The organism is Agromyces fucosus, assembly GCF_004134865.1.
GTDB lineage: Bacteria > Actinomycetota > Actinomycetes > Actinomycetales > Microbacteriaceae > Agromyces > Agromyces fucosus.
Genome location: NZ_SDPO01000001.1, coordinates 1,127,249 through 1,147,833 on the forward strand (window position 1 = coordinate 1,127,249; position 20,585 = coordinate 1,147,833).

At 71.0% G+C, this 20,585-nt stretch carries 19 protein-coding genes; 5 read left to right on the forward strand and 14 right to left on the reverse strand.

Annotation, left to right across the window (positions count from 1 at the left end; genetic code table 11):
• Positions 1 to 53: 53 nt before the first annotated feature.
• The 4 genes from ESP57_RS05090 to ESP57_RS05105 form a co-directional block, all read right to left on the reverse strand.
• Positions 54 to 1,853, reverse strand: a complete 1,800-nt coding sequence (locus tag ESP57_RS05090) for an ABC-F family ATP-binding cassette domain-containing protein (RefSeq protein ID WP_129230749.1) — start codon at positions 1,851 to 1,853, stop codon at positions 54 to 56.
• Positions 1,854 to 2,206: 353 nt separating this feature from the next.
• Positions 2,207 to 3,694, reverse strand: a complete 1,488-nt coding sequence (locus tag ESP57_RS05095; protein WP_279387789.1) for a malate:quinone oxidoreductase — start codon at positions 3,692 to 3,694, stop codon at positions 2,207 to 2,209.
• A gap of 37 nt (positions 3,695 to 3,731) precedes the next feature.
• The gene (locus ESP57_RS05100) at positions 3,732 to 4,178 is read right to left on the reverse strand and encodes a VOC family protein (protein ID WP_056010229.1); all 447 of its coding nucleotides are present in this window, start codon (positions 4,176 to 4,178) and stop codon (positions 3,732 to 3,734) included.
• Positions 4,179 to 4,225: 47 nt separating this feature from the next.
• Positions 4,226 to 4,645, reverse strand: coding sequence for a hypothetical protein (locus tag ESP57_RS05105; RefSeq protein WP_129230751.1), 420 nt, complete (start codon positions 4,643 to 4,645; stop codon positions 4,226 to 4,228).
• Between the two features lie 86 nt (positions 4,646 to 4,731).
• On the opposite strand from ESP57_RS05105, the gene ESP57_RS05110 reads away from it, so the two are divergent.
• Positions 4,732 to 5,361 (forward strand): MerR family transcriptional regulator, encoded by a 630-nt coding sequence (locus tag ESP57_RS05110; protein ID WP_129230752.1) that lies wholly within the window; start codon positions 4,732 to 4,734, stop codon positions 5,359 to 5,361.
• A gap of 15 nt (positions 5,362 to 5,376) precedes the next feature.
• On the opposite strand, the gene ESP57_RS05115 is transcribed toward ESP57_RS05110, so the two are convergent.
• The 10 genes from ESP57_RS05115 to ESP57_RS05160 form a co-directional block, all read right to left on the reverse strand.
• A complete protein-coding gene (locus ESP57_RS05115) occupies positions 5,377 to 6,378 on the reverse strand; it encodes an N-acetylglucosamine kinase (RefSeq protein ID WP_129230753.1) in 1,002 nt (333 codons plus the stop codon).
• Positions 6,375 to 7,634 (reverse strand): 6-phospho-beta-glucosidase, encoded by a 1,260-nt coding sequence (locus ESP57_RS05120; RefSeq protein ID WP_056010235.1) that lies wholly within the window; start codon positions 7,632 to 7,634, stop codon positions 6,375 to 6,377. Before ESP57_RS05120 ends, ESP57_RS05115 begins: the two co-directional genes overlap by 4 nt.
• A gap of 102 nt (positions 7,635 to 7,736) precedes the next feature.
• Positions 7,737 to 8,897 (reverse strand): ROK family transcriptional regulator, encoded by a 1,161-nt coding sequence (locus ESP57_RS05125; protein ID WP_056010237.1) that lies wholly within the window; start codon positions 8,895 to 8,897, stop codon positions 7,737 to 7,739.
• 69 nt (positions 8,898 to 8,966) lie between these two features.
• Entirely contained in the window at positions 8,967 to 9,833 is an 867-nt protein-coding gene (locus tag ESP57_RS05130; RefSeq protein WP_056010239.1) for an ABC transporter ATP-binding protein, read from the reverse strand.
• On the reverse strand, positions 9,830 to 10,726 hold the full coding sequence (locus ESP57_RS05135; RefSeq protein WP_129230754.1) for an ABC transporter ATP-binding protein: 897 nt from the start codon (positions 10,724 to 10,726) through the stop codon (positions 9,830 to 9,832). The genes ESP57_RS05130 and ESP57_RS05135 overlap by 4 nt, the downstream gene beginning before the upstream one ends.
• Positions 10,723 to 11,814 carry an ABC transporter permease gene (locus ESP57_RS05140; protein WP_082571373.1) on the reverse strand — a complete coding sequence of 364 codons (1,092 nt, stop codon included), beginning with the start codon at positions 11,812 to 11,814 and terminating at the stop codon, positions 10,723 to 10,725. Before ESP57_RS05140 ends, ESP57_RS05135 begins: the two co-directional genes overlap by 4 nt.
• A complete protein-coding gene (locus tag ESP57_RS05145; protein ID WP_056010243.1) occupies positions 11,807 to 12,811 on the reverse strand; it encodes an ABC transporter permease in 1,005 nt (334 codons plus the stop codon). The genes ESP57_RS05140 and ESP57_RS05145 overlap by 8 nt, the downstream gene beginning before the upstream one ends.
• 45 nt (positions 12,812 to 12,856) lie before the next feature.
• Positions 12,857 to 14,521, reverse strand: a complete 1,665-nt coding sequence (locus ESP57_RS05150; protein ID WP_129230755.1) for an ABC transporter substrate-binding protein — start codon at positions 14,519 to 14,521, stop codon at positions 12,857 to 12,859.
• A 232-nt stretch (positions 14,522 to 14,753) separates the two neighbouring features.
• Positions 14,754 to 15,365 (reverse strand): bifunctional 4-hydroxy-2-oxoglutarate aldolase/2-dehydro-3-deoxy-phosphogluconate aldolase, encoded by a 612-nt coding sequence (locus ESP57_RS05155; protein WP_129230756.1) that lies wholly within the window; start codon positions 15,363 to 15,365, stop codon positions 14,754 to 14,756.
• Positions 15,362 to 16,291, reverse strand: a complete 930-nt coding sequence (locus tag ESP57_RS05160) for a sugar kinase (RefSeq protein ID WP_243648401.1) — start codon at positions 16,289 to 16,291, stop codon at positions 15,362 to 15,364. Before ESP57_RS05160 ends, ESP57_RS05155 begins: the two co-directional genes overlap by 4 nt.
• A gap of 74 nt (positions 16,292 to 16,365) precedes the next feature.
• On the opposite strand from ESP57_RS05160, the gene ESP57_RS05165 reads away from it, so the two are divergent.
• The 4 genes from ESP57_RS05165 to ESP57_RS05180 are packed head-to-tail and all read left to right on the forward strand — an operon-like array spanning position 16,366 to position 20,570.
• The gene (locus ESP57_RS05165) at positions 16,366 to 17,685 is read left to right on the forward strand and encodes an alanine racemase (protein WP_129230757.1); all 1,320 of its coding nucleotides are present in this window, start codon (positions 16,366 to 16,368) and stop codon (positions 17,683 to 17,685) included.
• Between the two features lie 8 nt (positions 17,686 to 17,693).
• Positions 17,694 to 19,397: an N-acyl-D-amino-acid deacylase family protein gene (locus ESP57_RS05170; RefSeq protein WP_129230758.1), complete on the forward strand. Its 1,704-nt coding sequence runs from the start codon at positions 17,694 to 17,696 to the stop codon at positions 19,395 to 19,397.
• Between the two features lies 1 nt (position 19,398).
• A complete protein-coding gene (locus ESP57_RS05175) occupies positions 19,399 to 20,130 on the forward strand; it encodes an IclR family transcriptional regulator (RefSeq protein WP_129230759.1) in 732 nt (243 codons plus the stop codon).
• 56 nt (positions 20,131 to 20,186) lie between these two features.
• A complete protein-coding gene (locus ESP57_RS05180) occupies positions 20,187 to 20,570 on the forward strand; it encodes a RidA family protein (RefSeq protein WP_129230760.1) in 384 nt (127 codons plus the stop codon).
• Positions 20,571 to 20,585: the final 15 nt, after the last annotated feature.

Genomic DNA, 20,585 nt, shown 5'->3' on the forward strand with positions numbered 1-20,585 from the left:
AATGGGAAGCAAGTGGATGCCGCGGCGCGCGTGTCGCCGCGGCATCCGCTCGTCTATTGCAGCGCCCCGGCCGGCACGGCACTGCCCGCCACGGCTGTGCCCGCCACGGCTCTGCCCGCCACGAGCTCGAGCTCCTCGCCCGACCACCGTCGACGGAGCCAACGGTCGTGGCTCGCGATGACGACCGCGCCGGGGTAGGCACCGAGCGCCTCCTCGAGGTCGGTCGCGAGCGCCAGCGAGAGGTGGTTCGTCGGCTCGTCGAGCAGGAACACGTGCGGCGGCCTCGCGATCACGAGAGCGAGCGCGAGTCGCCGCTGCTGCCCGACGGAGAGCGCGCCGACCGGTCTCGACTCGTCGCGCGGGGCGATGAGGCCGAGGCTGCCGAGCGGCACCTGCTCGGCCCGCCGCTCGCCGAGTGCGCGCTCGTAGAGCCGACGCGGCGACGCACCGGGATCCGTGAACCGCACGTCCTGCTCGAGCAGCTGCACGCGCAGCCCCTTCCGCCGGTGCACGATGCCGCCGTCGACCCGCTGCGCACCCGCGAGCACGCCCAGCAGCGTCGACTTGCCCGCGCCGTTCGCTCCCGTCACGAGCAGCCGCGTGAGCGGCGCGACGCGCAGCGCCTCGAGCGAGAGCCGACCGTCGACGACCGCATCCGACAGCTGCAGCAGCAGGCCGGATTCCTCGTCGAACGCGTGGGAGCCCGATGGGATGCCGGCGAAGACGAGCGGCGCGGGCGGCCTCGGCACCTGCTCGCGCTCGAGCGTCTCGAGCCGCAACTGCGCATTGCGCACCCGCCGGCTCACCTGCTGCTCGACGCGATCGCCGCGGCGCCCGAACGCCATCTTGTTCTTGTCGGAGATGGGCGCGTTGTGCGAGACCGCGCGAGCGGTCTCGGCCAGCCCGATGCGGAGTCGCCGCAGCTCCTCCTGCTCGTCGTCGTACTGCCGGAGCCAGCGCTGACGCTCGTCGGCCTTCACCGCGAGGAACTCGCTGAATCCCCCGCCGAACACGGTGCCGCCCGAGGCGGCGAGCAGATCGTCGGCCGATCCGCCCGCCGCACCGCGCTCGGATCCCCCAGCGGCCAGGGCGAGGGCACCCGTCCTGCCGGGGTCGAGGTCGAGCAGCCCGGTGGCCGCGCGATCGAGGAACGCCCGGTCGTGGCTCGCGAACACGACCGGTCCGCGCCAGGTGCGCAGCCGGTCCTCGAGGAACGCCGCCGCGGCGTCGTCGAGGTGGTTGGTCGGCTCGTCGAGGAGCAGCGCGTCGGGCGCGCTGAGGAGCAGCGCGGCGAGCGCGAACCTCGATCGCTGGCCGCCCGAGAGCTCGTCGACGCGGCGGTCGAGACCGAGCGAGCCGACGCCGAGCCCGTCGAGCAGCTCGTCGCGCCGCGCCTCGGCGCTCCACACGTCGGCACGTTCGGCTGCGTCGAGGGCCGCCGAGTAGCGCGCCGCGGAGGCGGCGGTGGACTCCGAGGCGAGCGCCGCCGAGGCGGCGTCGAGCTCGCGCTCGATCGCCCGAACCTCGACGAGCGCGGCCTCGAGCACCTCGCCGATGCGTTCGTCGGGGCCGAACGGCAGTTCCTGGGCGAGCAGTGCGGTGCGCCGCGGCCTCGTGATGCGACCCGAGGTGGTGGCCTCTGAGCCGACGGATGCCGCGGCATCCGCTCGCTCGAACTCGCCGGCGATGAGCCGGAGCAGTGTGGACTTGCCGGCCCCGTTCTCGCCGATGAGCCCGAGCCGCTGGCCCGGTGAGACGGCGAAGCCGAGGTCGGAGAACACGCGTCGGTCGGGATACGAGACGGAGAGCCCGTCGACACGGAGATGGTGGGAATGGATGACGGATACAGCCATGCGATACGCCCTTTGCGCGAATGCCCCCGGGCAGTCGACGGATGCCGCGGCGCGCGTGCTGCACGCACGATGCACCGAGCTGCGGAACGCGGGCGCGCGGCGCCGGCGACCGCCCGGGAGCGGAAGGACCCCGCGGGGGCATTGCCGTCGATGGGTGCACGCTGCCGCTGTCGCGACCGGCACGGCCTGATCAGAGCCGTGAGCACACCCGATGTCGACGGCGCCTCAGGCGCGGGACGGGGTGTGTGCTCACTTCATAGCGGGTACGACGGTACCAGAGCATTCGGGGTTTGGACAAGCTCGACCCGCAGAGGACCTGCTGGTCGAGGCTGTCGAGACCTGGATCGAGCGCCTCAGGCGGTGAGGTCGAGCACCTTCGCGGTGGCCGCGAGGGATGCCGCAGCCGCTTCGGGGTCGCTCGAGAGCTTCGTGCCGTAGCTCGGGATCATCTCGCGGAGCTTCGGCTCCCAGCCGGCCATGCGGTCGGGGAAGCAGCGGCCGAGCACGTCGAGCATGATCGGCGCGGCGGTCGACGCCCCCGGCGAGGCGCCCAGCAGGCCCGCGATCGTGCCGTCGGCTCCGGTGATGACCTCGGTGCCGAACTGCAGCACGCCGCCCTTCTCCGGATCTTTCTTCATGACCTGCACGCGCTGGCCGGCGGTGATGAGCTCCCAGTCCTCGCTCTTGGCGGTGGGCATGAACTCGCGGAGCGCTGCGAGCTTCTTCTCGCGCGAGGCGACGAGCTCGGAGACGAGGTACTTGACGAGATCGAAGTTCTTCAGGCCCACCTGGATCATCGGACCGAGGTTGTGCAGCCGGATCGAGAAGGGCAGGTCGAACCACGTCGAGCTCTTCAGGAACTTCGGCGTGAAGCCGGCGTAGGGGCCGAACAGCAGCGCCGTCTCGCCATCGACGACGCGGGTGTCGAGGTGCGGCACCGACATCGGCGGGGCGCCCTTCGCGGCCTTGCCATAGACCTTCGCATGGTGCTGCGCGACGATCTTGGGGTTCGTCGTGCGGAAGAACTGACCGGAGATCGGGAAGCCGCCGAAGCCCTTGATCTCGGGAATGCCCGAGTGCTGCAGGAGCGCGAGCGCACCGCCGCCGGCGCCCACGAAGACGAAGCGGGCGTTGACGGTCTTGGGGGTGTTGCCGACGAGGTGGCGCAGGCGCAGCTTCCAGGTGCCGTCCTTCTGGCGCTTCAGCCACGTGACCTGGTGGTTGGTCGCGATCTCAGCGCCGCGGCGCTCGATGTCGCGGAAGAGGAGCTTCGTGAGTGCGCCGAAGTCGACGTCGGTGCCGGCGACCGTGCGGCTCGCGGCGACGCGCGCCTTCGGGTTGCGCTTCTTCGCGAGGAGCGGGGTCCACTCGGCGATGCGCTCGAGGTCTTCGGTGAACTCCATCGCCTCGAAGAGCGGCTGGTCGGCCAGTGCGGCGACGCGCTTCTTCAGGTACTCGATGTTCGCCTTGCCCCTGACGAAGGTCATGTGCGGAGCGGTGTTGATGAAGTTGTGCGGCTCGGGCAGCGCGCCCTGCTCGACGAGGTACGACCAGTACTGCCGGCTCACCTGGAACTGCTCGTTGATCGAGACCGCCTTGTCGGCGCTCACCGTGCCGTCGGGGTTCTCGGGCATGTAGTTGAGCTCGCAGAGGGCTGCGTGGCCGGTGCCCGCGTTGTTCCACGCGTTCGAGGACTCCTGCGCGACCTCGCCGAGTCGCTCGTAGACGCGGATCGTCCAATCGGGTTGGAGTTGCGAGAGCAGGGAGCCGAGCGTCGCGCTCATGATGCCCCCGCCGATCAGCACGACGTCGACGGTTTCCTCTGAAGTCACGGATTCCAGTGTAGATGCCGTGGATGCCGCCCCCGACCAGCGGCGTTCAGGCGCCGCGCAGCACCGGCAGGCCCCGCTCGTCTAGGGGCCACGACGGGTTGTGCGCGAGTTCCCAGAGGTTGCCGTCGAGGTCGGCGACGTACCCGCTGTAGCCGCCCCACTCGGTCGCGGCGGCCGCCTTGGAGATCGAACCGCCCGCGAGCACCCAGTCGCCGACCGCGTCGTCGACCTCTTCGGGCGAGGCGAGGTTGATCGCGAGGGCGACCGCGCGGAAGCCGGGGGCATTCGCGTGCATGGTCGGGAGCGCGGCATCCTTCGCGAGTTCGGCGGTCTCCCAGAGGGCGAGGACTCCCCCGGGAGTGGCGAAGAACGCGATCTCGCCGGGGATCGACGACGGCGCCTCGCGCCATCCGAGCCTTCGGTAGAACGCCGTGGCGACCTCGACGTCGGCGACGCCGAGCGTGACGAGTGAGAAGCGCTGCGGAATGGCCATGGGCCGACGCTACGCCGGTCGGTGCGATCGCGCACCCTTCCTCGGCCTCAGAGGGCCGCGATGCCGCCCGAGATGAGGCCGACACCCGCCGCGATGAGCCCGGCGGTGAGCGACGCGGCGCCGATCCACAGGAGCACGATGAGCCGATTCGGCTTCTCGGGCTCGCGGCCGAGCACGGAGAGGAAGAAGCCCGCAGGCATGAGGATCGCCGCGATCGGCGCACCGAGGCGCGCGAGCCACAGCCAGAACCCGTCGAGCGCGGCGTACGAGACGACGGAGAGGATCACCATCGAGAGCACGAGCAGCACGGCCGCGTGCGCGTGCCCGGCACGGTAGAAGTTCGTCTGCAGGCGGTTCGCCGGCGCCAGCCCGCGCACCACCCGGGTGAGGAAGTAGCCGCCGCTCTCGACCGTGACGAGCGCGAGCAGGAGGACGCCGATGAGGATGAGATCTGGTGCGGACGGCATGGCCGGTCCCTTCTTCGCGGATTCATGATTGGATAGTTGTACTCTCCAATATTAGAGAGTTGTACTATCCAATGCAAGGGGTTCCGATGCGCATCTCCGCACTCGCCGCCGAGGCCGGCCTGCCGGTCGCGACCGTGAAGTACTACCTCCGCGAGGGGCTCCTGCAACCGGGCATCGCGACCTCGGCCACGCAGGCGAGCTACGACGAGCACCACCTCCGCCGGCTCCGGCTCGTGCGCGCCCTCACGGGTCCGGTCGGACTCAGCGTGCAGCAGGCGCGCGCCGTGCTCCAGCTCGTCGACGAGCCCGGCGACGACCTGTACGCCACGCTCGGGCGCGCCGTCGGCGCGCTGCCGCCCGAAGGTGCCGAACCCGCCGAGGCCTCCGACCCCTTTCCGCGTGCGCGCGCCGCGCTCGAGGAGCTCGGCCAGGTCTACGATCCCGGGTTCGCCGCGGTCGCCCAGCTCGAGTGCGCCCTCGCCGCCGCCGAGGACGCCGGCATGCCGATCACGCGCGAGCGCCTCGCACGCTACGGTCGGGCGGCCGCGGACCTCGCCGCCTACGATCTCGAGCGGATGCCCCGCGAGCCGCACGCCGCCGTCGAGTACACGGTGCTCGGCACCGCGCTCTACGAACCGGTGCTGCTCGCGCTCCGCCGGCTCGCGCACCAGGATGTCGCGGTGCGGCGCCTCGGCCGCGCGCGCCCGGTCGAGTAGCGAACCGTCTCGGCGCTACCGGCCCGACCCGACGGTGGCCGCGATGCGCTCCCGCGTTGCGGCCGCGACCGCGACGCGAGCTCGCTCGAGCGCGCCGGCGCTCGCCCCCGCCCGGTCGAGCGCGAGGAGAGCCGCGCCGACGATCGGCGCCGAATCCAGGATCTCGAGGCGCGCACGCGGAGCGCTGAGAGCGAGGCCCCGGGTGATGCCGCCGATGAGTCGATCGTCGCCCGCCCGGATGATGCCGCCCCCCAGCACGATCGGGATGTCTCGATCCGTGAGCCGGAGCCGGGTCACGCATGCCCGGGCGAACGCAATGATCTCCTCCGCCTGCCGGTCGACGAGCCCGGTCGCGACGGCGTCCCCAGCTCGCGCGGCCTCGAACACCGTCGGCGTGAGCGCCGTGAGCTCGCCGGAGTCGCGCCGGCCGAAGTGCAGGTCCTCGATGAGCGCGGGCACCGAGGCGACCCCGAGCTGCTCGAGGATCGCGGCGGTGAGCACCGTGCGCGGGCCCCGGCCGTCGACATCCCTCGCCGCGTGCCAGAGCACCTGCTCGCCGATGCCGCTGCCGCCGCCCCAGTCGCCCGAGATGGGGCCGAGCGAGGGGAACCGCACCTCGGCGCCGTCGGCGCGCACGCCGACCGCGTTCACTCCCGTGCCGCAGACGATCGCCACGGCGTCGGGTTCGTCGGTGCCCGCCCTGAGCACGGCGTAGAGGTCGTTGGCGACGACGGTGGACGGCCCGGACCACTCGAATCCGGCGATCGCGGCAGCGTACTGCTCGACCTCGACCGTGAGGTCGAGTCCCGAGATGTAGAGGCCCGCATGTGCGACGGGGCGTCGCGCCGCGACCCCTCGCACGAGCTCGTCGACGACGGCCACGGCCTCGCCGAGCCCTTCGAAGTGCGGGCTCGAGCCGGCGCCGCGCGCGTGGGCGACGAGCTCGCCGTCGATCGTGAGCGCGACCGCGTCGGTCTTCGAGCCGCCGCCGTCGACGGCGACGATGACGCCGTTCATCGCGCCCACTCGAGGAACGGTGCGTTCTCGGCCATCAGCAGGTCGGTCAGTTGCTCGGCACGATCGTGCTGCAGCACGAGCGGGTGCGCGCGCATGGCTCGGAGCACGCGGTCGCGCCCCCCGTGCACGGCGGCGTCGAGCGCGAGGCGCTCGTAGCCGGCGACCCCAGCGATGAGCCCGCGGATGTCGTCGGGCAACGGCGCGACCGGCTCCGCGACGAATCCCCCGTCGCGGAACACGGCCGGCACCTCGATGACGTGGTCGTCGGGCAGGAACGGCAGGACGCCGTCGTTGCGCAGGTTGACCACGCGGGATCGGCTCGCGCCGTCGCGCATCGCCGCGAGCAGCTCGATCGCCGCTTCCGAGTAGAACGCGCCGCCGCGCCCCTCGAGTGCCGCCGGCTTCTCGTGCTGGGCCGGATCGGCGTAGAGCTCGAGCAGTTCGCGCTCGATGGCGCGCACCGCCTCGGCCCGCGTGGGCTCGTGCAGTTGCTCGCGCAGCACCTCGTCGTGGGCGTAGTAGTAGCGCAGGTAGTAGGAGGGGACGACGCCGAGCTGCGCGATGAGGGCCGGCGCGAGGTGCACCTCTTCGGCGAGCTCGCCGAGCCGGTGCTCGAGCAGCCCCGGCAGCCGGTCGGCACCGTCGATCACGACGCTCCGCTCCCACGTGAGGTGGTTGAGGCCGACGTGGCCGAGGCTCACCCGGTCGTGCTCGACGTCGAAGAGCGACGCGAACCGGCGCTGGAAGCCGATCGCCACATTGCAGAGGCCGACGGCGCGGTGGCCCGCTTCGAGCAGCGCCCGGGTCACGATGCCGACGGGGTTCGTGAAGTCGACGATCCAGGCGTCTGGCTTCGCATGTGCTCGCACGACGTCGGCGATGCGCAGCACCACGGGCACGGTGCGCAGCGCCTTCGCGAGGCCGCCGGGTCCGGTCGTCTCCTGGCCGATGCATCCGGCCTCGTGCGGCCAGGTCTCGTCGGCATGGCGGGCGTCCTGCCCGCCGACCCGCAGCTGGATGAGCACCGCGTCGGCGTCGGCGACGCCGGCGACGAGATCGGTCGTGCCGATGACCTTCGCGGGATGCCCCGCGTGCTCGAGCATGCGCTGCGACATGCCGGCGACGAGCGCGAGACGGCGTTCATCGGGGTCGACGAGGCGGATCTCCTCGAGCGGGAGGGTGTCGCGCAGGCGTGCGAACCCGTCGATCAGTTCGGGCGTGTAGGTCGAGCCTCCGCCGACGATGGCGAGCTTCATGGGTCCTCAATTCGTGCGTGGGTCGCCCGCGCCACTGGCGCAAGGAGCGAAGGGTCGGTGAACGGACGACGGATGCCCCGTGGCATCCGCTCTTCGGCCGATTCAGGAGGCGAGCGAGATGTCCGCCTCGAGATGGTCGCGGATCTGCTCGACGAGCTGCTGGCGCGCGCCGAGGAGCACCGGCTGGGAACCCGTGCCGCTCGTGCGCATCACGAGCTTCGGGTGCGCCGCCGGATCGACGCGCTCGGCGACGAGCTCGGCGAGCCGGGCGCCGCCCGCGATGCCGGTCGGCCCGCCGAGCACGATCATCGAGGGATCGAGGATCGCGAGCAGCGGGTTGACGGCGAGGATCACGCGGTCGGCGAGCGCCGAGAGGGCGTCGTCGTCGTGGGTCAGGCGAGGCAGCACCTCGGCGAGCGTCTCTCCGCTCCCGCCGTCGCCGAGCAGGCGGACCACGGCGGGGCCCCCGAGCAGGTCGGTGAAGTCGTTCGCGGCGGGAGCGAGCGGCTCCGCCGTTCGCGGCACCGCGAGGTAGCCGATCTCGCCGGCCCCGCCCGAAGCGCCCCGGTGCACGACTCCGCCCAGATCCAGGCCGACGCCGAGGCCGTCGCCGATCCAGAACAGCGCGAAGCTCGGAGCCTGCTGAGCCGCACCGGCCGAACGCTCGGCCATGGTCGCGAGGTTGACGTCGTTGTCGATCGTCACCTGCAGGCCGAGTTCCCGCTCGATGCGCGCGCGAGCCCCGGTCGCCGGCCACCCCGGCAGGGTGTCGGTGAACGAGAGCTCGTCGCCGTCGACGAAGAACGCGGCCTGCACGCCGATCACGACGCGGCTGACCGTGCTCTCGTCGATGCCGGCCTCGGCGCAGGCCGCCCGCACGGCGGCGCGCACGTCACCTTCGGGAGAGCGCTCGTGCGAGTCCGTCGCGATCTGCACGATCGGGTGGTCATGGTCGACGGCATCGACGACGACGGCCTGGATGGCCCGGTCGAGGATCGAGATCGCGACGCCCGTGATGCGGTCGGTCCGCACGCCGTAGGTGATCGCGTTCGGTCCGCGGCCGCCCGACAGCTCGCCGACGGGTCGGATCAGGCCCACCCGCTCGAGCCGAGCCAGCATCTGCGACGCAGTGGGCTTGGAGAGACCCGTGAGCTCGCCGAGCTGGGATCGAGTGAGTGCACCATGCTCGAGGATGAGCCGGAAGGCGGTGCGGTCGTTGCGCGCGGCGAGCCACGTCGGGGTGCCGGGGTCGATCTGGTTCACGTCGGGCCGCCTCTCTCGTTTCGTGTTCGTGGTCACTCTATCTGATAAGAATGTTTACTGTTTGTTGACTCACCCGCCGTTCCGCACGTCGTCGCGCAGCCGCCCGAGTCGATCCGGGTCGGCCGCGGCCTCGAGCAGCGTCTTCGTGTACTCGTGCTGCGGATCGAGGATCACCTGCTCGCTCGGTCCTCGTTCGACGATCTCCCCGCGGTACATGACGAGGATCTCGTCGGAGAAGTGCCGCGCGGTCGCGAGGTCATGCGTGATGTAGAGCACGCCGAGGTGCTCCTGCCGCTGCAGCTCTGCGAGGAGGTTCAGCACGCCGAGGCGGATCGAGACGTCGAGCATCGACACGGGCTCGTCGGCGATGATGAACCGCGATCCCGGGGCGAGCGCACGCGCGATCGCGACGCGCTGCCGCTGCCCGCCCGAGAGCTCGTGCGGCCGACGATCGGCGAAGGTCGCCGCGGGCGAGAGGCGCACGCGCTCGAGCAGCTCCTCGGCGCGTTCGCGGATCTCCCGCGACGACAGCCGCGGGTTGTGGATGCGCAGCGGCCGCTCGAGGTGGTGCAGGATCGGGTGGAACGGGTTCAGCGAGCTGAACGGGTCCTGGAACACCATCTGCACGTCGCGCCGATACCGGGCGAGTCCTCCGCCGCGAGTCGCGCTCGTGCGCCCGTCGAGCAATACCTCGCCGGACGTCGGCGTCTCGAGCTTGGCCATCATCCGTGCGATCGTCGACTTGCCCGAGCCGCTCTCGCCGACGAGGGCGATGGTGCGACCGGGCTCGAGCGTGAACGAGACATCCTTCACCGCGTTGAGCGTGCGCACCTTGGTGCCGCTCCGCAGCCGGAAGTCCTTGACCAGGTTGCGCGCCTCGAGCGTCGTGGTCAAGGTCGCCTGGGCCTGCGCCTGGGGTTGTGCCTGCCCGCTCATGCAGCACCTCCGGCCGCTACGCCGGTGCGGATGAAGTCGCCGCGCTCGCCGCGCAGGCTCGGGAAGCTCGAGAGGAGCCGCCTCGTGTACGGATGCCCCGGCGCCCGGTAGATCTGCTCGGCGTCGCCCTGCTCGATGATCTCGCCGTCGAGCATGATCGCGATGCGATCGCTGATCTCGATGAGCAGCGGCAGGTCGTGCGTGATGAAGATCACGGCGAAGCCGAGTCGCTCGCGCAGCCGCATGATCTCGCGGATGATGCCGCGCTGCACGACCACGTCGAGCGCCGTGGTCGGTTCATCCATGATCATGACCTGCGGGTCGAGGGCGAGCGCCATCGCGATCATGACGCGCTGTCGCATGCCGCCCGACAGCTCGTGCGGGAAGCTCGAGAGCCGCGTCGGGTCGACGCCGACGAGGGTCAGCAGCTCGGCGCTCCTGGCCTCGCGCTCGGCGCGCCGCATCTCCGGCCGATGGGTCGAGAACACGTCGTGCAACTGCTTCCGCACGTTCATGACGGGGTTCAGCGAGTTCATCGAGCCCTGGAAGACCATCGACACCTTGTTCCATCGGAACCGGCGCAGGGCCTCGCCATCGAGGGCCACGACATCGACGTCGTCACCGGATGCGTCGTGGAACACCACGTCTCCCCCGGTCATGAGCGCCGGGGCCTTGAGCAGCCGGTTGAGCCCGTAGGCGAGGGTCGTCTTGCCGCAGCCAGACTCCCCCGCGAGGCCGAGGATCTCACCGCGATGCAGCGTGATCGATGCCCCGCGCACGGCCTTCACCGGCGGGTCGACCTCGTACTCGATCGAGACGTTCCGTGCGGTCAGGACGGGCTCGCCGAGGACGGCGACGTTCCTGGCATTGGCGTTCATGGAATCGGCGTTCATGCGAATGCTCCGGTGTCGGCGACGCCCTTGCCGGCCTTGGCGGCCCGGCGCTGGCGCTTCGCGTTCTCAGGCGCGAGCCTGAGCTTCGGGTTCACGACCTCGTCGATCGCGAAGTTGATGAGGGAGAGTCCGGCGCCGAGCGCGGCGATGATGAGGCCGGGCGGCACGAACCACCACCAGGCTCCGGTGCCGACCGCCTGGCCGGTCTGGGCGTCGTTCAGCATCGTGCCGAGCGTGATCGACCCGGTCGGCCCGAGGCCGAGGTAGGAGAGTCCGGCCTCGCCGAGCACCGCGAAGATGACGCCGAAGATGAACTGGGCCGCGAGCAGCGGCACGAGGTTCGGCAGGATCTCGACGAAGATGATGCGGCCGGGCTTCTCGCCGGCCACGCGCGCCGCCGCGACGTACTCGCGGGTGCGCAGCGACCGTGCCTGCGCCCGCAGCACGACGGCGGATCCGGCCCAGCCCGTGATGCCGAGCACGAGCGCGACGAGCAGGGAGCTCCTCGCGAGCGGCCCGAGCCCCTCGGCGTTCTGCACGTAGGCGGCGATCACCATGACGACGGGCAGACCGGGGATCACGAGCACGATGTTCGTGAACAGCGTGAGCACCTCGTCGAGCACCCCGCCGAAGTAGCCGGCGAAGACGCCGAAGATCACGGCGAGGAGCAGCGCCACGATGCCCGCGACGATGCCGATGAAGAGCGAGCCCTGGGTGCCCCACGCGAGCTGCGAGAAGACGTCGTACCCGAGCTTGGTCGTGCCCAGCCAGTGCTCGGCCGAGGGCGGCTGGAGCGCCTCGTTGCTTGAGTCGCGCGGCGGCTGGGCGATCATCGGGCCGAAGATGCCGAAGAGCGTGATGAGGCCGACGATCACGACGCCCGTGACGAGCTTGCCCGAGCGACTCGGCAGGATGTGCCGGAATCGGCCGCCGCGAGTCGCCCGTGCGGCTGCGATCGCGGCGGTGGCGGTCGCCTCGCGGTTCGTCTCGCGCACCGCCTCAGCCGAGACGGGTGACTGGAACAGTGCGTCGTCGCCGGTCGCGTACGAGTCGTCGGCACGCTCGAGCGTGGGCTGGGAGTCAACCATTGTGTCGCACCCTCGGGTCGATGAAGCCGTAGATGAGGTCCATGAAGAAGTTGGCGGCGAGCACCGTGAGCGTGATCACGAGGAAGACGCCCTGCATGAGCGCGTAGTCGAGGCCCTGCACCGCCTGGATCATGAGCTTGCCGATCCCGGGATAGCTGAACACCTGCTCCATGACGATGGAACCGGCCACGACGAAGCCGAGGGCGATGCCGAATCCGGCGAGGCTCGGGATGGCGGCGTTGCGCGAGGCGTACTTGGTGCGCACCCGGCGAGGGGTGAGCCCCTTCGCCTCGGCGGTGACGACGTAGTCCTCCGACATCGTCGACACCATCATGTTGCGCATGCCGAGGAGCCATCCGCCGACCGAGGAGAGCACGATCGTGATCGCCGGAAGGATCGCGTGGTAGATCGCGCTCCCGATGAACGCCCAGCTGAGCTCTGGACCGGCCGGGAACTCGAAGACGTCGTAGCCGCCGACGATCGGGAACAACCCCAATTGAACGGAGAACACCGCGACGAGCACGAGTGCCAGCCAGAAGTACGGGATCGACTGGAAGACCGTCGTGACCGGCACGAGGTGGTCGAGCCAGGTGCCGCGCCGCCATCCGACCCATGCGCCGACGATGATGCCGAGCACGAAGGAGATGACGGTCGCGACGCCGACCAGGATGATCGTCCACGGCAGGGCGGCCGCGATGAGATCGGCGACCGGGGCCGGGTACCTCGTGGAGGAGACGCCGAGGTCTCCCTGAAGCAACCGGCCCCAGTACGCCACGTACTGGTCCCAGAGGGACATGTCCTTCCCGGCGCCGAGGATCGAGGTGATCGCCGCGATCGTCTCCTCGGAGAGCGGGCGTCCGCCGCTGGCACGCCGGAGCTTGCCCAGCATGATGGCCGCGGGGTCGCCCGGCAGGAGTCGCGGGAGCAGGAAATTGAGCGAGATCGCCGCCCAGAGGGTCACCAGGTAGAAGGCGACCCGCCGAAGGTAGAAGCTCATGCCGCTGCCGTCCTCGAGTTGGGGAGTTCCATGGGACCGACCGGGCTACTTCGCCGGCGTGAGGTGGGCGAGCACGACCGCATTCGCCACCGCGAGGTACGGCAGCGGCGCGGCGTAGAGGTCGTCCTCGCTCGGCCATCCGCTGAACTTCTCGGTGTTGAAGAACGACTGCGAGGCGTTCAGCACCACCGGGATGTACGGAAGGTCCCGCGCGATCTCGGTCTGGATGGTCGCATAGGCCGCCTGCTTCGTCGCGACGTCCTGCGTGGCACCCGCGGCGAGCACGGCCGCGTCGACGGCCGGGTTCGAGTAACGCGCGTAGTTCTGTCCGTCGAGCGGCGACTCGCCGACCTTCACGGTCGAGGAGCCGGCGAAGTACTCGTGGTAGTTCGAGTACGGGTCGGCGACGAGACTCTGCGTGAGGCCGTAGAGCGCCATCTGGAAGTCGCCCGACTGGATCGGCGTCCAGTACTCGGCGTCGGAGACGGTGCGGGCGTTGATGCGGATGCCCGCCTCGGCCGCCTGCTCGGAGATGAGCTTGGCCGCGTCATTGTAGTCGGTCCAGCCGTCGGGCGAGAACAGGTCGATCTCGATCGCCGTGCCGCCCTTGCCGTAGAAGCCGTCGGCGTCCTTCGTGTATCCGGCTGCCTCGAGAATGGCGCCGGCTTCCGCTGCGTCCGCCTCCTGGGGGCTCGTCGCGAGCTCAGGGTCGCTCAGCCACTGCTCGTCGCGCGGCTGGAGGGTGAACGACGGCGAGGACTCGCCCGCGAGCCCGGCGAACGCCTTGTCGGCGATCGTGGCGCGGTCGATCGCGACGTTGATCGCCTGGCGCACGGCCGGGTCGGTCTGCGGTCCCTTGCAGCCGAGGTCGGCGTTCGCGCAGGTCGTGATCGTCGTCGGGTCCTGCTGGAGGTTCAGCGTCGTGATGTCACCCGCGCCGGTGACGGCGTCGGGGTTCGCAATGAACTGGCCGACCCAGTCGATCTTGCCGGTCGTCAGGAGGTCCTGCGACGACTGGTTCGAGTCGAGTCCGAGGTACTGCACCTCGGTCACGGCGGGAGCACCGTCTCGGAAGAGCTCGTTCGCCTCGACCGTGTAGGCGGCGTCGGAGAAGCTCTTCAGCACGTACGGACCCGAGCCGACGGGCTCGGGGTTCGTCTCGGCCATGAAGTCGTCGATGTCGGCCCAGATGTGCTCGGGGATGATGTACGTCGAGCCGAGCGTCAGCGAGGCGCTCGTGAACTGCGGCTCGGTGTAGGTGAGCACGACGGTGGTTGGGTCGGTGGCCTCGGCCGAGACGAACTGCTCGGACTTGTTCGAGCCGTAGCCGAACGTGAAGGCGACGTCGTCGGCAGTGAGGTCCTCACCGTCGCTCCACTGCAGGCCGGGCTTGATCGTGACGGTGAGCGTGCGGCCGTCTTCGCTGTACTCGTAGCTGTCGCCGATGAGTCCGACCGGTGCGTCGGCCGAGAGCTGGTTGAAGAAGAACAGAGGCTCGTAGATCACGCCGAAGGTCGCGTGCACGGCCGTGTCGACGGCGAACGGGTTGAAGTTGTTGTTGATCGGCGTGGCACTGCCCGCCCAGATGCGGAGGACCGGGGCGTCGTCGCCGCCTCCTCCGGCCGACGGGGTGCATCCGGTCATTCCCAGGGCGATCGCGGCCGCTCCGGCGGCCAGTGCCACCGCGAGGGAGCGTTTGGTTCGAGTCATCTCGGCATTCCTCTCGTGCTTCGTTGCGTGGAAGGTGGTGCAGTTCGCCGTGCGCAGGGGGTCGATGCTCACGCGTTACTGGAAGTGACCCTAACAGAAAAGATAGTAACTGGAAACAAATCATCCAGTTTCTGTTTCCACATCGTTTCCCACTCGTTTCCGATGCGAAGACGACGAAAGCGCGGCGCCGACCAGGTCGGCACCGCGCTTCGGATTCCTCCGATCGCCTCGGCTACTCGGCGAGCAATGCGGCGAGCGCCGGCAGCTGCGCCGGATCCTCGAGCGCCGAGCCGACGGCGACCGCGCGCACGCCCCGAGCGAGGAACTCGCCGGCGTTCGACGCATCCATGCCGCCGGTGGCGACGAATCGCGCGTCGGGGAACGGGCCGGCCATGGCCGAGAACCAGCCCGGCCCGAGCAGCGAGGCAGGGAATGCCTTCACCCAGGTGAGCCCCATCGCCATCGCCGCCTGCACCTCGGTCGCCGTCGCGACGCCCGGCATCGGCGGCATGCCGGCCTGCGCCGAGGCGCGCGAGACGGCCGGGTCGAATCCCGGGCTCACGGTGAAGGCCGCGCCGGCGGATGCCGCGAGCTCGACGTGGCGCTTCGACACCACGGTGCCCGCTCCGACGAGGCGACCGGCGGCCCGCCCGGCCGCCGCGACCACGCGCAGCGCCTCGAGATCGGCCTCCGTCTGGATCGGCAGCTCGACCACGTTGATGCCGAGCCCCCACGCCCGCTCGGCGAGCTCGAGGCTCCGCTCGACTCCCAGACCCCGGAAGATCGCCATGAGCGGCTGCCCCTCGAAGATCTCGTCGAACTCGGCGTTGCTCGTGGTGGTCATCGGGTGCTCCTCAGGTTGGATTCGGCGCGGGGGAAGTCGGCGGTGTCGCCGAGCACGGTCACGGCTCGGGCATGCCCGGCGGCGAGACGCTCGCGCGCGTCGCCTCCGGTGAGCCACGACGCGAGGTAGCCCGCCGCGAAGGCGTCGCCGGCGCCCACGGCCTCGACGACCTCCGCGACCATCGCCGGCACGTGGGTCGGTCTGTCGTCCGCACCGGCGCCGGCGCGGAACTCGGTGGCCCCGATCGCGCCGTCCTTCACGACGAGGAGCGTCGGCTCGGGCAGCAGCGCCCGCACCGCCTCCGGCGTCGCCGTGCCCCACAGCGCCTCGGCCTCGTCCAGCCCGACGAAGACGAGGTCGGCACGGGAGGCGAGTTCGCGAAGGCGACCGGCCGCGACCCCCGCCGGCCAGAGGGCGCTGCGGTGGTTGACGTCGAAGCTGAGCATCGCAGGCGAGGCGGCGACGCGGTCGACGAGTGCGTCGACGAGCGCATCGCAGCTCGCGGAGAGCGCAGGGGTGATGCCGCTCACGTGCACGACGCGGGCGGTGTCGAGCGGGAGCGAGTCGAGGAAGGGCGGGGCCATTCGCGAGGCCGCGGACCCCGCCCGGTAGTAGCGCACGCCGCGACCCGGATCCTTGAAGTAGACGCCGGTCGGCGCATCGGGGTCCGCTTCGACCCAGCGGGTGTCGACGCCGCGCTCGCGCAGGTGACGCTCGATTCGCCGGCCGAGCGCGTCGTCGCCGAGTCGGCCCGCCCACGCCGCTCGCCCGCCGAGTGCCGCGAGATGCGCGGCGACGTTCGACTCGGCGCCCGCCGAGTCGACGCGGAATTCGTGAGCCGTCTCGAGCGGTTCGGCGAGCACGGGGGCGACGAGGGCCATCGTCTCGCCGAGGGCGACGACGTCGGGCAGCGGAATGTCTAGCACGCCCCTATGCTGTCTGGTGTGCAGATTCAGCGCAAACTCGTTGCACTATCTGCAACATTAGGGAAGGGGCTCGGATGCTGCAGCACACGCGACTCGACGCACTCGACGATGAGCGACTGAACGCGGCCGACAAGGGACTGCCCGCCCGAGCCGCAGGGCTCACGGTCAGCGAGTTCCTCGCGACCGGCCCGAGGCTCGCCGAGTTCTGGACCCCGCTCCTCGCACTCGACGCGCGCGCTCTCGAACACAACGCCGCAGTGGTCCAGGGCTGGTGCGACGAGCGCGGACTCGAGCTCATGCCGCACGGCAAGACCACGATGGCCCCCGCCCTCTGGCAGCTCCAGCTCGACCACGGCGCCACCGGGGTCACACTCGCGACCCCGGGGCAGGTGCGCACCGCGCGATCGTTCGGCATCGCGTCGATCATGCTCGCGAACACGCTCGTGGCGCCTGACGCGGTGGAGTTCATCGCCGGCGAACTGGCTGACCCCGCATTCTCATTCCACTCGTGGGCGGACTCGGTGGCGACCGTCGAGGCGATGGAGCGCGGGCTCGAGGGCGTGACGCTCCCCCGCCCGATCGACGTGCTCGTCGAACTCGGTGGAGCCGGCGGCCGCACCGGTGCGCGCAGCGTCGACGAGGCCGTGCGCGTCGCCGAGCGCATCGCCGCCTCGCCCGTCCTCCGGCTCGCCGGCACCGCCGGGTACGAGGGCAGCCTCGGTCACGATCGCTCCCCCGCGGCGCTCGAGGCGGTGCGCGCCTACCTCGCCGAGATGCTCGAGGTGCACGAGGCGGTGCGCGGTCTCGCCGACGGCGAGCTCATCGTCAGCGCCGGCGGCAGCGCCTATCTCGAACTCGTCGCCGAGGTGTTCGGACCGCACATCCGTTCCCTGAGCCCGTCGACGGGAGCCGAGGCGCACACGGGCGCCCTTCGACAGGCTCAGGGAGCAGAACCGCGCACCCGCTGGATCCTCCGCTCGGGCGCCTCCCTCCTCCACGACGACGGCTTCTACCACGGCATCTCGCCGATCGACGGCGAGCTCACCCCGGCGATGCGCGGCTACGCCCGCGTCGTGTCGCACCCCGAGCCGGGCCTCGCACTGCTCGACGGCGGCAAGCGCGACTTCCCGTACGACGAGGGGCTTCCCGTGCCGTTCGGTGTGGCCGAGGCGCCCGGGGCCCGCGAACGACCGCTCGCCGGGGCATCCGTCACCGCGCTCAACGACCAGCACGCCTACCTGCGCGCCGACGCACCCTTCGACCTCGCCATCGGCGAGGTCGTGTCGCTCGGCCTGTCGCACCCCTGCACCGCGTTCGACAAGTGGCGCCTCATCCCGGTCGTCGAGGGCGGCGGCTCCGATCTCGTCGTCGCGCTCGTGCGCACGTTCTTCTAGGGTTCGCGATGACCGTGATCATCCGAGGCGTGGTCGTCGTCGATGCCGGCGGCATCGGCGCCGCGGCATCCGACGTGCTCATCGACGGCGAGCGAATCGAGGCCATCCCACCCACCGGCACGCTCGACCCGGGCGACGCGCACGTCATCGACGGGCGCGGCCGGCTCCTCATGCCCGGCTTCGTCGACGCGCACTCCCACGCCGACGGCGCCCTCTTCGACCCCGAGGTGCAGCTCGCCCTGCTGCGGCAAGGCGTCACGACCGTCATCGGCGGGCAGGACGGCGTCGGCTACGCCCCGGGCGACGGTGCGTATGCGACCGAGTACTTCGCGGCGATCAACGGACCGCACCCGAGCTACCGCGGCGGCGGGGTGGCCGCGCTGCTCGGCGCCTACGACGGCGCCACGGCCGTGAACGCCGCAACCCTCGTGCCTGCTGGCACGGTGCGTTTCGAGGTCATGGGCCGGTCGACGGATGCCGCTTCGCCCGCCGAGCTCGCTCGCATGCGCGCCCTCGTGGCCGACGGGCTCGGCGAGGGCGCCCTCGGCCTCTCCACGGGCCTCGACTACGCGCCAGGTGTCTTCGCCGGCACCGACGAGCTCGCCGCCCTCGCCGTGCCCGTCGCCGCGGCGGGGGCCGTCTACGTCTCGCACATGCGCGGCGGATACGAGGCGAACTCCGCCGCGGGCATCGCCGAGGTGGCCGCCATCGCACGCAGCTCGGGTGCGCGCGTGCACGTCTCCCACTTCCACGCCGAGCCGCACCTCGTGCGGGAGCTCCTCACCGACCTCGACCGCGCCGGCGTCGACGCCACCTTCGACGCCTACCCGTACACGCGCGGCTGTTCGATCCTCGCGATGCCGATCCTGCCCGCCTCGCTGACGGTGCGACCCGCAGCAGAGGTCGCCGCGGAGCTCGCCGATCCCGGCATCCGCGCGATGCTCCGCGAGGAGTGGTTCCCGACGATCACCGGCTACGCGAGCCTCGGGCCCGAGTGGCCGTCGATGCTGACCCTCGCCCACGTCGCGGCGCCCGACTACGACTGGGCGCACGGCCTGACGATCGCCGAAGGGGCCGCCGAGGCATCCGCTCGCTCCGGCGGTTCGATCGACGCGATCGACTTCGCGCTCGACGTGCTCGTCGCCTCGCGGCTCGAGGTCAACGTCGTGATGGCCGTGCAGCACGAACGCAGCGACGCCGGGCTCGCCGAGATCCTCTCGCACCCGGCCGCGGTGGGCGGCTCCGACGGCATCTTCATCGGCCGGCACCCGCACCCTCGAGCGCGCGGCTCGTTCCCGCGCTCCCTCGCGATGCTCGTGCGCGAGCAGGCGGCGCTCGGCTGGGCGGATGCCTCGGCGCTCGTCTCCGCCCGGTCGGTGGCCCGCTTCGGACTCGGCGACCGCTACGCCGTTCGCGAGGGCTTCGTCGCCGACCTCGTGCTCGTCGACCCCGATGCCGTGGGCGCGACCGCGAGCTACTCCGCGCCGCTCGGCCTCGGCGTCGGCATCGACGACGTGCTCGTGGCGGGCGTGCCCGTGCTCGCTGGCGGCGAGCTCACCGGGGCGACGCCCGGCCGGGGCATCCGTCGCGCCGCCGTCGACTCCGCAGCGCCCGGTTCAGGACCACTCGTGTCGCACCGGACCACGGATATCGCGGGTCCCGTGGGAGACGAGTGGTCCCGAGACATCGCGGAAGAGGAAGAGGAGGTCTGACATGTCGCAGAGCGTGAAACGTGCCGCCCGCATCATCGATGCGATCGCGGCCGACCCGCGCACAGTCGCCGAGCTCGCCGCGGCGTTCGAGCTGCATCGTTCGACGATGTTCCGCGAGCTGCAGGCGCTCGAGGAGGTCGGGTGGGTGCGGCGCCGCAGCACCGGGCGCTACACGCTCGGAACCCGGCTCGCCGCCCTCTCGAAGGAAGCGCTCGACTCGCTCGACCTGCGCGAGGCCGGCGCCGAGCACGTTCGCCGCCTGCAGCGCCGCACGGGCAACACCGTGCACCTCGCGGCGCTCATGGACCGATCGATCGTCTACGTCGACAAGGCCGAAGACGAGTCGGGCGTGCGCATGTACTCGCGCATCGGCCGCGCCGTCATCCCCAACTGCTCGGCCGTCGGCAAGGCGATCCTCGCCGACCTCGACACCGCGGGCCGCGACGCGGTGCTCGCCGGCATCACCTGGGAGCGGTACACCGACCTGACCATCACCACGCGCGAGCGACTCGACCGGGAGCTCGCCCTCGTGCGCTCCCGCGGCTGGGCGACCGACGACCGCGAGTTCGAGGCCTTCGTCAACTGCATCGCCGTGCCGATCCGGAGTTCCCTCGGCATCGTCGGCGCGCTCTCGGTCACTGCGATCCGCATGGTCGCCGACCTCGACCGGTTGCGGGCGAACCTGCCAGCGATGCGGGAGACCGCCGACGCCATCGCCCGAGAGCTCGGCTGAGTTCGCTGGCTCGCCAGACCATCACGACCTCGACCGATCACCCCACAGGAGGAACCATGTCCAAGATCGCCGTCACCCTCTCGAACGCCCCGAAGCCCGCCGGCCCCTACAGCCACGGCGTCGTCGCCAACGGCTTCCTCTACACCGCCGGATTCGGCCCCCAGGATCCCGCCACCGGCCAGGTCGTTCCCGGCGGCGTCGCCGAGCAGACCCGCCAGGTGCTGCGCAACATCGGCGCAGTGCTCGCCGAGTACGAGCTGACGTTCGACGACGTCGTGAAGGTCACCGCCCACCTCGAGGACCTCGCCGACTTCGCCGAGTACAACGTCGCGTACGCCGAGTTCTTCACCGAGCCGTACCCCGTGCGCACCACGGTGGGCTCGCGCCTCGCGAACATCCTCGTCGAGATCGACGTCGTCGCCGCCATCCCCCAGGGCTGAGCGAGCCCCGCACGA